The organism is Microvirga sp. P5_D2, assembly GCF_054049475.1.
In genome coordinates, this window is sequence record NZ_JBFUMH010000155.1 from 1 (window position 1) to 12,359 (window position 12,359).

At 62.7% G+C, this 12,359-nt stretch carries 12 protein-coding genes and 1 tRNA gene; 4 read left to right on the forward strand and 9 right to left on the reverse strand.

Annotated features, from left to right (window positions below):
- From ACXJKO_RS25200 to ACXJKO_RS25210, 3 genes are all read left to right on the forward strand, one after another.
- The coding region (locus tag ACXJKO_RS25200) for an SH3 domain-containing protein (RefSeq protein WP_457093810.1) at window positions 1-2,716 on the forward strand (2,716 nt) is incomplete at its 5' end.
- 456 nt (window positions 2,717-3,172) lie between these two features.
- A complete protein-coding gene (cax, locus tag ACXJKO_RS25205) occupies window positions 3,173-4,306 on the forward strand; it encodes a calcium/proton exchanger (RefSeq protein ID WP_457093811.1) in 1,134 nt (377 codons plus the stop codon).
- Between the two features lie 9 nt (window positions 4,307-4,315).
- On the forward strand, window positions 4,316-4,750 hold the full coding sequence (locus tag ACXJKO_RS25210; protein ID WP_457093812.1) for a potassium channel family protein: 435 nt from the start codon (window positions 4,316-4,318) through the stop codon (window positions 4,748-4,750).
- 99 nt (window positions 4,751-4,849) lie between these two features.
- Here the strand turns inward: ACXJKO_RS25210 and ACXJKO_RS25215 are convergent, their stop codons facing one another.
- The 8 genes from ACXJKO_RS25215 to ACXJKO_RS25250 all read right to left on the reverse strand — a co-directional run bounded on the left by ACXJKO_RS25215 (window position 4,850) and on the right by ACXJKO_RS25250 (window position 11,741).
- The gene (locus ACXJKO_RS25215) at window positions 4,850-6,511 is read right to left on the reverse strand and encodes a SulP family inorganic anion transporter (protein WP_457093821.1); all 1,662 of its coding nucleotides are present in this window, start codon (window positions 6,509-6,511) and stop codon (window positions 4,850-4,852) included.
- A gap of 336 nt (window positions 6,512-6,847) precedes the next feature.
- Window positions 6,848-7,102, reverse strand: a complete 255-nt coding sequence (locus ACXJKO_RS25220) for a hypothetical protein (protein WP_457093813.1) — start codon at window positions 7,100-7,102, stop codon at window positions 6,848-6,850.
- A gap of 60 nt (window positions 7,103-7,162) precedes the next feature.
- Window positions 7,163-7,693 (reverse strand): Spy/CpxP family protein refolding chaperone, encoded by a 531-nt coding sequence (locus ACXJKO_RS25225; protein ID WP_457093814.1) that lies wholly within the window; start codon window positions 7,691-7,693, stop codon window positions 7,163-7,165.
- 155 nt (window positions 7,694-7,848) lie between these two features.
- Complete coding sequence (locus tag ACXJKO_RS25230; protein ID WP_457093815.1) at window positions 7,849-8,175, reverse strand: ATPase inhibitor subunit zeta; 327 nt, start codon at window positions 8,173-8,175, stop codon at window positions 7,849-7,851.
- A 374-nt stretch (window positions 8,176-8,549) separates the two neighbouring features.
- Window positions 8,550-9,368, reverse strand: a complete 819-nt coding sequence (locus ACXJKO_RS25235) for a c-type cytochrome (protein WP_457093816.1) — start codon at window positions 9,366-9,368, stop codon at window positions 8,550-8,552.
- Window positions 9,369-9,370: 2 nt separating this feature from the next.
- Entirely contained in the window at window positions 9,371-11,002 is a 1,632-nt protein-coding gene (locus ACXJKO_RS25240) for a cbb3-type cytochrome c oxidase subunit I (RefSeq protein ID WP_457093817.1), read from the reverse strand.
- The gene (locus ACXJKO_RS25245) at window positions 10,989-11,534 is read right to left on the reverse strand and encodes a cytochrome C oxidase subunit II (RefSeq protein WP_457093818.1); all 546 of its coding nucleotides are present in this window, start codon (window positions 11,532-11,534) and stop codon (window positions 10,989-10,991) included. The genes ACXJKO_RS25240 and ACXJKO_RS25245 overlap by 14 nt, the downstream gene beginning before the upstream one ends.
- A 3-nt stretch (window positions 11,535-11,537) precedes the next feature.
- Window positions 11,538-11,741 carry a hypothetical protein gene (locus ACXJKO_RS25250; RefSeq protein WP_457093819.1) on the reverse strand — a complete coding sequence of 68 codons (204 nt, stop codon included), beginning with the start codon at window positions 11,739-11,741 and terminating at the stop codon, window positions 11,538-11,540.
- Window positions 11,742-11,769: 28 nt separating this feature from the next.
- Between ACXJKO_RS25250 and ACXJKO_RS25255 the strand changes: the two genes are divergently transcribed.
- Window positions 11,770-12,123: a hypothetical protein gene (locus ACXJKO_RS25255; protein WP_457093820.1), complete on the forward strand. Its 354-nt coding sequence runs from the start codon at window positions 11,770-11,772 to the stop codon at window positions 12,121-12,123.
- Window positions 12,124-12,182: 59 nt separating this feature from the next.
- Here ACXJKO_RS25255 and ACXJKO_RS25260 read toward each other — a convergent pair.
- Window positions 12,183-12,259, reverse strand: a tRNA-Met gene (locus ACXJKO_RS25260).
- Between the last annotated feature and the right edge of the window lie 100 nt (window positions 12,260-12,359).

Below are 12,359 nucleotides of genomic sequence, written 5' to 3' on the forward strand. Positions count from 1 at the left end.
CGGCATCACCACGGCCAGCGTCAATTTCCGCTCGGGTCCAGGAACGCAGTTCTCCTCCATTCGAACGCTTCCGGATGGAACTGAGGTCGACATTGGCGATTGCGAGGATGCGGGAAGCTGGTGCGCCGTCACTGTCGGCGGCCGCAGCGGCTTTGTCAGCGGCCGCTACCTCCAGGAGGACAAGGAGTCAAAGGATTGGCCGCGCATATACGAGACCGGCAAGGGACGTATGATCCTCTTCCAGCCGCAATTTACCGATTGGAACGACTTCAAAACGATAGAGGCGCTCGTTGCCGCCGAGTTTCTCAAGACACCTGAGGCCAATCCGGTATTCGGCGTGATCGGGTTGAAGGGCACAACGTCCTATGACGAGGATGCCGACGAAGTCGTGATCTCCGATATCGCGGTCACCGAGCTGAACTTCTCCGGCCTCGGGCGCGACGATCTGACGGCGCTTGCAGTCGAGACCGGCAAGATCCTGCCGACCGGTCCGATCACCGTGTCGGAGTCGCGTGTGACGGCAAGCCTCGCCGAGCAGAAGCGCATGACCGACGTGCAAGGCCTCAAGGCGGATCCGCCGCCGATCTTCATATCGAAATCTCCGGCGTTCCTCTTGCAGACAGACGGGGAGCCTGCCTATGYACCCGTGAAGGGCAAGACGGGCCTCTCTTTTTTGGTCAACTCAAACTGGGATCTCTTTAGAGTCGACGATGGCGGCATTTTCTACCTGCGCGATGATACCCACTGGCTGACCGCGAGCACCATGACAGGCCCGTGGACACAGGCTCCCGACCTGCCCGCGCCGTTGAAGGACCTGCCTGACGACGGCAGCTGGTCGGATGCCCGCGCAGCCATGCCGCCTGAGCCCTACACAGGTGGGGCTGTGCCGAAAGTGATCACTACAGACAAGCCTTCCGAGCTGATCCTGTTCGAAGGCGAGCCCAAGCTCCAAGACGTTCCCGGAACGGCTCTACAATGGGCTTCGAACACCGAGTCCGACGTCTTTTTCGATAAGACCGGCAGGCAGTGGTACGTGCTGCTGTCCGGGCGCTGGTTTCGCGCTGCGACACTCGATGGGCCGTGGACATTCGCGACGCCTAACCTGCCTGCGGATTTCCGCAAGATACCGGAAGACGCGCCGTATTACGCCGTGCGCGCGTCCGTACCTGACACGTCGGAGAGCGCGGAGGCGCGCCTCAAGGCCAGCATTCCCACCACCGCACGAGTTGAGACAGGTTCAATCACACCAACGATCGCCTATACCGGAGATGCTCAATTTGCACCGATCGAGACGACCGATCTTTCTTATGCAACGAATACAACAGATACCGTGATCAAGGTCGGAGATCGCTATTTCCTGTTGCAGAATGGCGTCTGGTTCATGGCCGACAGCCCAACTGGCCCGTGGCAACTGGCCCGCGAAGTACCTGAGGCAATCTACCAGATCCCTCCATCCTCGCCTGTCTACAACGTCACCTATGTGCGTGTGTACGAAACCGAGCCCAACGCGGTCTGGTATGGCTACACCATGGGATACCTGTCCGGTTTCCTGGCCTGGGGCACCTATGTCTATGGCACCGGTTGGACCTATCCGCCGTACTGGTACAATTGGGCGGGATATGGCTACCCCATATACTATCCGCGACCGGTCACCTGGGGTCTCGGGGCCTACTACAACCCTGTCAGGGGCATGTATGGCCGCTATGGATATGCCTATGGTCCTTATCGGGGCATTGCCGGAGCGCGGACATGGAATCCGGTCACGGGTACCTATGGGCGCGCAGGAGCCGCCTGGGGACCGCGAGGATCGGCAGCTTTCGTCGGCGCGTATAATCCACGTACGGATGGAGGCGGTTATCTTGCCGGCGGCCGCAACGTCTACGGCAGCTGGAACTCCGCGGGGGTCAAGCGCGGCTCGGAATGGGCGCGAGTGACGGCACGTGATACCGCAGGCGGCTCAGCCGTCCGCTGGAACACGTCGAATGGCCAGGGCTTCGTCCGCGAGGGCAGACGAGGCGACATCTATGCAGGGCGCGACGGCAACGTCTATCGCAACAACGGTGACGGATGGCAGCGCTTCGATGGCGGTTGGCAGGATGTAGGTCGGCCGGAGTCACGGGATCTGCTCCAGCGTGGCGAAGGACGCGAGGGATTATCGCCAGAAGGACGTGAGCGCTTGCAGGAACGCGGCGGCGGCGAGGCGCTCAGGGGGCTTGCCGGAGCGGGCGCAGCCGGAGCTGCGGGTGCCGCACTGAGCCAGCGTCGGAACGGTAGTGAGCCTATCCGCCGAGATGCCGCGAATGCAGATGCCGTCAGAAACCGGGCACAGCAGCGTCCCACAACGCAACAACGCCAAGCTCCACAACAACGCGAAGCAGGACAACAGCGCCGCGCGGCGGCAGACCGTCCGGCAGTTCAGCAACGGCCGGCCTCACCACAGCGRCAGGCGTCAAAGCAGCGTCCGACGCAGTCGCAGGGTCCTGCCGCACAGCGTCCGGCAGCCCGCCAGCAGCTTCCATCGAATGTTATGCGCGACGCCCAAGCACGTCATGTCGGCAATCAGCGGCAGATGGCGAGCCGTCAGGTCGCCAGGCCACCGGTGCAGTTTTCCCCTTCGGGATCGTTCGGGCCATCGCGGAGCATGGGGCCGCGCGGCGGCGGAGGTGGATTCGGTGGACGCGGAGGTGGAGGCGGAAGAGGAGGCGGTCGTCGTTGATGCACCGTGCGGGCAGTCAGGCTTTTAGAAGTCGCGCTGAACCCGCAAACCGTCAACGGCTTGTCCCTGTCGGTCAAGCACTGCGCCTAAGCCGTTCTAGGATAAAACAGGGAGGCAAAGAGCAATGAAGTCCACCTTGATCGGAATTGCCATCGCGGGAATCGCGAGTGTCGCCCACGCCCAGACAGGACCGACAACCTTGTCGATGACCTGTGCGCAGACGAAGGGAATTGTGACCTCACAAGGCGCGGTCGTGCTGCGTACAGGACCGACGACCTACGACCGATATGTACGGGATTCGAATTTCTGCGCGCGTCAGGAAACGGCATGGCCGGCTTGGGTGAGGACGGCTGACATCGCCAAGTGTCTAGTAATGAATTGCCGCCCGACTGACATCGTCAATGGGCGATGAAAGGTATCGCCGGACTGCAGTCGGAGGAGCGAAGGACAGACGTCATGACGGACAAGCCTTTTCCAGATGAGCATCGGCTAGTCGAGCCATCATTGTTCAGGCCCTCCCTCCTGTGGCTTCTGGTTCTCGCGCCCGTCTCCGTCATTCTCGAGCGTTCCGGCAGTGTCCCGGCCGGTCTCGTCTTTTTCTGCGCCGCTCTGGCGATTGTGCCGTTTGCCAAGCTCATCGTGCAGGGAACCGAGCAGGTCGCTGTCCACACAGGCGCCACGGTCGGAGGCCTCCTCAACGCCACCTTCGGCAATCTGCCGGAACTGATCATCGCCATGGCTGCTCTACGGGCCGGCCTGCTGGAGATGGTACGAGCCTCCATCGTCGGAGCGCTCCTCGCCAACTTGCTGGTGGCGCTCGGCTTGTCCTTCCTGCTCGGCGGCCTGCGCCATCATAGCCAGGAGTACAACCCGAATGCCGTCAGAACATACTCCTCCACGATGGTGTTAGCCTGGATCAGCTTGGCGCTGCCGAGCGCATTTCACCGCGCCCTGGAGTCGGAGCCGCATCTTGGCGTGCATGCCACGCTGGACCTTGTCGTGGCCGTCGTCCTGCTGGGTCTATATGGGCTGTTCCTGCTCTATTCCCTCCGAACCCATCCCGAGACGTTTGCCGAGCTTAATCCTTCTACATCTGACGACACAGCGGGTGAGCATCCCAGTCTCGCGCGGGGGATCACTACCCTGCTGATCGCGTCACTAGGGGCTGCATGGATGAGCGAGATCCTCGTCGGGGCGGCTGAGCAGGCCGGGCACTCCCTGGGCATGTCACAGATGTTCATGGGTGTGATCGTGCTCGCACTCGTCGGTGGCGCGGCCGAGTCCGGATCGGCAATTGCCATGGCCCGAGGGAATCGTCCCGATCTCAGCATCGGCATTGCTCTCGGAAGCTGCGTCCAGATCGCGCTGTTCGTGGCACCGATCTTGGTGTTGGTTGCGCCAGCGATGGGGCAACCACAGTTCCGGCTGGTCTTCTCGCAGGCCGAGATGTGGATGCTGTTCGGGGCAGTCCTCCTCGGAGCGACCGTGACCACCACGGGCCGCGCCACCTGGTTCAGGGGCGCGCAACTGCTCTCGCTCTACTTAATCATCGCAGCTATCCTCTACCTGATCCCGGACACCGCACCGTAGGAAGCGCCCATGCTGCGACAGGTTCTCGTCGGTGGAGTCGTCAGCCTTGGCAACATCGCGATCCACGCCATCGCGATGGCAACCGTCGTTGACACCGCTCGCAACGCCCTGAAGTGGAATCGTCGCCCATCCAAGACTTGGCTCGCCGCCGTCATGGTCGCAACCGTCGCCATCCTGATGGTGGCGCATGTCGTCGAGGTGATCACATGGGCGCTTGCCTACGTGATCCTGGATGTGGTTGCTGCCGGGGCGGATGCCCTCTACTTCGCCTTCGTCAACTACACGACGCTCGGTTACGGCGACGTCTTGCCGGCCGAGCGCTGGCGGCTGTTAGGGCCGATGGCCGCGATGAATGGCGTGTTGCTGTTTGGCTGGTCGACGGCGGTCATCTTCGAGGTACTGAGACAGGCCATGCGCAACCGCGATTGGCGGGGCAACCCATAGGTGCCAGGGTCGCCCGCAATGTACCGGCGAGGCGCGAGTTGCGGTAGCGTTCGTCCGCCGTTACCTCCTCGCTGATCCAGTCGGGCATGTCAGCGCCCTTCATGTCGTTCCGTGATATCGCGATACGGCCGCGTCGATCGTGGGGAAGAACCGCGCCTCGCCGAAGCGGTCGAACAGCCCGAACCTCCTCAACTTGTCCTTGACGGGATCCTTCAGTTCGGCAAATCGGAGCTCGATGTCTCGCACCAGCAGGGCATCGTCAAGCTCGGTCAAGGCGTCGGCCGCAGTCACGTCGACGCTCGTGACCGGCGCCGCCGCGACGACGACGCAACGCACCGGCGTCGGTGATTCCGCCACGGCCGCAAGCACGCGCTCGCGGAATAATTCCGCATTGGCAAAAAACAGGGGCGCGTCCCAACGGAACAGCACAAGGCCAGGAATGCGAGTGGCTTCCGGATAACGTGTGACGTCATGATAGCCCTCGATGCCTGTTGGACGTCCCAGAACCGCCGAGTACGGACGCCAGCCGTCCCATAGGAACTCAATGATGGCGATCACGATCGCTAAACCGATCCCCGGAATGGCGCCGAACACTGCAACCCCGACGGAGCAGGCGATCGACAGCCAGAACTCCCACCGCTGGATCTTGTAGATCCGCTTCAGGTCAGCCACCTCGAACAGCCCGATGGCAGAGGCGATGACGACGGCGGCCAAAGCGGCGGTGGGCAGGTTTCGCAGGAGGTTGGGGGCCACCAGCAGCAGCGCGGCGATGGCGAGCGCGCCGACGACGCCGGTCAGTTGCGTCCTGGCTCCGGCGGCTTCAGCCACAGGTGTGCGCGAACTGCTGCTGCTGATCGGGAAACCCTGGAAGAAGCCGGTGGCCAGGTTGGCGGCTCCCAGCCCCACCATCTCCTGATTGGGATCGACCCGAGTGCCCATCCGTGCGGCATAGGCTCGGGAGAGCACGCTGGTATCGGCGAACGACACCATGGCGACGGCGCAGCCCCCGATCAGCACGGGAACGATGTCGTCGATCCCGATCCAGGGGATCGCGAACGCAGGCAGGCCCTGGGGGAGCGATCCCAGGATCGCCACGCCATGGCGTCCCGCGAGGTCGAGCGCGCCGACGAGTATCGTCGCGCCCACCACCGCGACCAGGATGCCCGGCACGCGCTTGCTGCCTCGGAGCAGCAGGATCACCGCCAGCGTCGCGGCGCCGACCGCGAAGGCGGCCCAGTTCATCCGACCCGCCAGGATCGCCCCGCCGATGATCCACAAATCCCGCAGCGGCCCCGTGGTCGTAACCGAGAAGCCGAACAGCTTGGGAAGCTGGCTGATCAGGACGGTCAGTGCGATCCCGTTCATGTAGCCGTAGCGGATCGGCTTTGACAGAAGTTCGGTCACGAAGCCCAGGCGCGCCAGTCCGGCCAGGATGCAGACCGCTCCCGACACAAGGGCCATCATGCCGCCCAGGGCGACGGCGCGCTGGGGATCCCCGCTGGACAGTGGGAGCACGATGCCAAGGATGATGGCCGCGAGGGCGGAATCCGGCCCCAGGACGAGAATGCGGCTCGGCCCGAACACCGCGTAGACGAGCAGAGGGACGATCGTGGCATAGAGGCCGCAAATGCCCGGCAGGCCAGATGCCACTGCATAGGCGATCCCGACGGGGACGAGCATGGTCGCCAGTACAAGACCAGCCACGACGTCGTGCCTAATCCATGCGGCCTCATATTGGAGGAAGGTGCCGAGCCCCGGCATCCAGTGCAACCATCCGGCTCCATGGCCAGTCCCGCGGGCGACCAACGTCGCCTCCCGTTTGCCGGCACTTCGCGTCTCACGTCCACCAGTCGCATCGCCCCCATCCGCAGGTGGCACCGTCGTAGCCCCTAGCGGGCCGGAAGGAGGTGGATTTACTGGATGCGTGCCGGCCATGACCGCGCTCCGGGCTTCGCCCTCGTGACTGCTCAATACCGAGATGGGACAGTATTCGCTGCGTGCAATCCTTCCTTGGCACCCTTGAGCTTCGGCTCGGCCTTCGGCAGATCGACCTTGATCTTCCCGTAGGCGATCAGCCCGATCAGATGCGCGAACCGGTTAGCGTCGGCCGACACGATTGACCGGACCGCCGCGATTCATCGGCGTGCCGGGGCGAACACCGACGCCCGGGGCACCGACGCCGGGTGTCACCACGGCACGTCGGGCCACCGGCGCGACCGGACGCGCGACACAGCCTTTCGGCACACCAACCGTCTTGCAGTAGACGACCGCGTTCGTAGGCACCGGGGTCATGGCGAGGGCGGTGAACGCGATCAACGCCAGTCCGGCACGGTACAAGGATTTACTGGGCATCTGACCATCCTCCATCTTTGTGCTGCCCCCGCCATCGGGCGTACGCGTGCATGGATCTGCCTAGTGGGGGAGTACCCAAAGATCGATATCCTCCTCGTCATCCATCTCCATGCGACGGTTCTCGATTGTAGTCCGGAGTCCCTCGATCGCATGCACCGTCATGACGCGCAGCCGCGTCTTCTGGTCGGACGTGAGGCTCTGGTAAAGTGGCTGCCAGGCATCGGCGAGCTTCCTCAGGCCCGCCGCACGGTCCGCCAGGACATCGGCGCGCTGGCGATAGAGCTGCACCGGATCGATATCGCGCGATTGGTCCATGCGCTCTCCAAGTGCGGCCAATCGGCGATAGCGCGTCTCAGCCCTGGCGCGGATCGCCTCTTCCACGGCGGGCCAGAGCTTCTCCTGCTCAGGCGTGAGTTGCAGCGCGGCCTTGATCATGGCGATCCGAATGTCGGTCAGCATCTTGAAGTCGGCCTGACTCAGCCGTCCGCTGTCCGACGGGCCGCCCGGGCTGGAGGTGGCTTGCTGGGCATGTGCCATCGGCGTGCCTACGATGAACAAGGCTGCCATAGCCGCTATCATTCCCTTACGCATCTCGGTTTCCTGCTGTTACCAACGACCGTCAGCCTACAGGTTGGACTGTGGCCTGCTTGATGGCTTGGGACTGTCCGTTGTCAATTTGGGACACGGAGGAGTGCGACCTGTATCCCGACGCGACCCACGTGACGACTGCCCTCCAATCCACGGTCTCATCGTGAGATAAGTTTGCGTGCGATCATCACGGCTGCGGCATCTGAGGAATTGCCTTGGGTGGATGGCATCAGATTCCCGGCTTTGAGCATGAGCTCGGTCATGACGTGTAGGATCCGTTCGTCCGACTCAGCCACGCCCGCAGCGTTAAAGTCCTCGCGAATTTTGGTGAACACATCGCAGCGCTCGGGATCAGTCGTGCCCCAGGCGAGGGAGTCGGAATAGGCCTCGGCGTCCTGGCCTGTGATGCCCAGTTTCTCCGCTGCCCATCGGCCGAGGAGCTTGTTACGGAGAATGGTCTTCTGCACATCGTCGGGGCTGGTCATTCGAGTTCTCCGATTGCTGGCCGTTGATTGTGCCGTCAGGTCGGCGGGTTCCATGACCCGGGTGAATGGCGTCTTCAAAAGAGATCAGGTCTACTAGCTCCTCAGGATCCCCAGCCTGGACCGAGGGCCGGAGGCGAAAGGCTGAACGGATGCCTGCTTGGTCGGGTACAGCGACAGCCCCTTGGCAGCCGAATGGCAATCACCCAACCAGCCTGAATATGACCCCAGTTGAAAATCTTGCTTGACCGAATGTGTCAGCCCTTTGTCATGTTGGGACAACAGCGTCTCGCCGCTCGTGCGGGGCGCATGGAAGCAGGCAAAGAGTGTCGGACAAGGCCTGAAGGGATCCTCTCTCCCTTTCCTGACCGGCAACCTCAATAGCTGAGTGTCGTTGCGTAGAATGTGGCAAGCTGTTCGATCTCACGGTCTGTCAGCTTTACAGACACGCTGCGCATGCGGGTGTAGATGTCGTTGCGTCGAGCATCGGTCTTGAACGCCTGGAGCTGACGCGCGAGGTATTCCCGGTTCTGGTGTGACAGCGTCGGCGTCTCGATCGGGCCGCCGGCATTGAAGCCGTGACACGAATTGCACGCCGGCAGCCCACGTGACGGGTCGCCCCGCTCGACGAGACGAATGATATCCACTTCGCCCACCTCTGCCGTTGTCGGATCGAGGTCTCGCCTTTCGCCGGAGGAAAAGTGGGCGGCTACCTCGACGATCTGCCGATCGTCGAGCCCTTGGGCGATGCCCGTCATCACCTCGTGCACGCGGCTGCCGCTCTTGTAATCATGCAGCTGCTTGTAGATCGCCGCGGCCGACTGGCCAGCCAGATTGGGGTTCTGAGGATCGGCCGCGATGCCCCGCTCCCCGTGGCAGGCCACACAGGCCTGCGCCACCTCGGCACCACCTTGCGTCCGCTGACCCAGAGTCCGCATGAGATCGGTGCTCCAGGCCACCTGCGTCGTCGGTTGGGCTTTGGCTTCGCTGGTGGGCTGTTTGACGGCAGGAGAACCGGGCAAGATGCCAACCGCGCGGCAGATCGCCGTGAAGGCATCGAGGCCTGCTGCCCGGCCCTGCACGATCGGCAAAATCAGGAAGCCGAACACGACCGAGAAGGCCAGGATCGAGATGATGATGACGCTCGCCCAGAACCGCCAGGGCCTATCGATCTCGCGCAGTTCGGCAGGCTTCATGGTTAGCCTCTCCCGTTGACTCGGTGCACGATAGCCTCGGGCGCGTCGATGATGAAGAACTGGGCGATCGGATAGCCATAGGCCGCGATCATCAGGACGAGCACCAGCACGTTCCAAAGGGCGAAGCCGTTAAGTGCCGCCGGCACCCGTTCGGGTGGGTGGACAGCCAATGCGTAGAGCGGTTGCAAGCCGGGCGCAGCTATCGCGCGAGCACGGTGAAACTCGAGCAGGTTCCAGACGAACAGGAGCGCGCTCGCCAGGAGGATGATGCCGCCGAAGAGCGAGACGATCACCCATGCCCCCCAGCCAGCGATGATGGGATCGGCATAGTTGAAGGTCGCCACGCGCCGCCACTGACCCTGCAAGCCGAGATAGTGCCAGGGCAGGGTCATCACCATCATGCCCACGAACCAGAGCCAGAGTTGGATGCGCTGCATTCGGAGCGACGCCGGCATGCGGTCGGTCAGCATAGGCCAGATCGCGTAGGCGATGGCGAAGTACATGATCACGACCGTGCCGCCGAAGATGAGGTGGAAATGCGCCGTGACCCACGAGGTGTTGTGGACCATAGCGTTCATCCCGAAGGACATGTTGATCAGCCCGCCGCCACCGCCGAACCACAGCATGAAGAAGGCCATGCCTGTGGCCAACACCATCGGTCGATCCCAGGGTAGAGCGGCAATCCACCCAAAATATCCCTTTCCACCGCGCAGCCGCCCCGCGATCTCCATAGAGGCCGAGATGGTGAAGACCGTGAGCAGGGTCGGTGCTGCGACCAGCGCCGTGAAACTCATTTGCAGGAATTTGAAGGCGCTCGATTGCTGCGGGTCCATGAACAGGTGGTGCATGCCGACGGGCAGGCTGTAGATCAGGAATAGGATGAAGGTCAGGCGACCCATGGTATCGCTGTAAAGCCGTCCACCTGCCGCCTGTGGCGCCATGGTGTAGAAAGCGATGTAGGCCGGAATCAGCCAGAAATAGACGATCGCATGCAGCGTCCAGGAGAACAGCGTCCGCGACAGCCCCACGTCAATGGACTCGTTCCAGCCGAAGGCTGCGGGAATGACTTGGAACAGCAGCTCCGCGGCAACGCCGACTGTCGTCCAGAGCCACATGACGGCATTGGCCACGGTGGCGAACATGGCGAGCGGCACGGGCACACCCGGATTGGCGCGCTTGAACTCGATCATCGCCAGGATCATCAGCCCACACCAGATCCAGGAGCCCACGACCACCAGCACGAGGCCGATGTAGAACAACGGGCTTGCAGTCAGCGGCGGATAGAAGGTGAAGAGGACCGTGGCATTGCCGGCGAAGATCGTGACGGCCGCCATTAAAGAGCCGATAATCCCAAGCGCAAAGCCGAGCCAGGCGAGGCGCGGCAGGGGCAAAGGGCGGCCAAGGGCCGTCTCGGCGACATAATAGCCGAAACCCATCACCATGAAGGTGGTCAGCACATAGGCCATGGACACGCCATGGGCCGTGACCGAGGTGAAGTAGGCATTCGCCGTAAGAAATGGCGCCGGCAGGGGACTCCTCGCCCACATCTGCCAGACCCCGAGGACGGCGGCCACTGCAAAAGCCGCGAAAGCTACCCAGAGATGGGCGAGTGTGAGGCGTTTAGCGTGCGTCACAGTTTGCTCTCCCATTGGCGTCCGGCTTGAACTCGCCTTCCGGAACGACCCGTACGGTCGCCCACATCTGACTGTGCCCGAGACCGCAGAACTCGTGGCATGGCATCAGGAGATCGCCGGTCTTGGTGAACACCGTATGCACTTGGCTCACATAGCCCGGGATGATCATCGTATTGACGTTGGTGCTCGTGACCAGGATACCGTGGATTACATCCGGCGTGGCAAAGCGCAGTGTGACGGTGCGGTTGGCGGGCACGACGATGCATTGCGGCTGGAAGGCGAATTGCGTTGCGACGATGCGGCTTGTGACCTGATCGCCCTCCTCGACCTTCGTGCCGAGGTTGCCTTCCGTGAACTCACCCGTGAGGTGAAGAGTCTTCGGATCGATCGTCTCGATGTTGCTGGGCGGATTGATGTGATGGACGAGCCCCGCGTAGATGACCGCAAGCATGATCGCCGTGACGATCGCAGTGACCAGGGCCGTCCACCACAGTTCCGTCTTAAGGATGTCCTGTTCCGTATCTGCCCGCATGACCTACCCCACCATACCGCGAGGCAGAAACACGAAGGCGAACATCAGGAACCAAGCCACCAACAGCAGGCCAACTGTCAGAAGCGAGAGAGCCAGGGCTCCACTCGGAACCTCACGCATGACGCGCTCCAGCGCAGCGTCGTCGATGTCATCGCTGGTTCTGGGTGGGCTCTGGGACGAGAGATTCGGGTTCGGAGTGCGCGCCATGGAAAACCCTTGAGCCGAAGGCCTTCACATGAGCCTGCCGGCGTTGATGAAGGAAACATCGATGTGCCAGCAAGGCTGGGGACAGGCCATCGGTGCACCGAGGCGAACAGGGCTGTCATGGCCAATTGTTCTCTTCAGCATGTCGGTCTCTCAATGTGTAGACGACCGCCATCTTATTGCTCGCGCTGCCAGCACGCTTGACGTCTTGGGACAGCCCCTTGTCAATTTGGGACTGGCAGGGGGAGAGCGGAATGGCGCCAGCGCCGACCTCGACGGCCGAGCTCGCCGCGCTAAACACACCACCGAGGTGACGCCGGTTCTGCACGGTGATCTCGCGCGCATCCTCGTCCTCTGCTCAACGGGTGTCGAGCAATCCGTGTAGCAGGCTCCAAACGCAACGAAGCCCCCGCGGCGTCGGCCGGTCGGGGGCTTTGTGTGTGTTGGTTGCGGGGACAGGATTTGAACCTGTGACCTTCAGGTTATGAGCCTGACGAGCTACCGGGCTGCTCCACCCCGCGTCAACGGCGTGCCGTGATCGCGGGCGATCACGGCGAAGAGGGACGACAAACACGAACGCGGCGCTCTTGTGCAAGAAGCGCCGCGTTCGCGTGTCGAAGA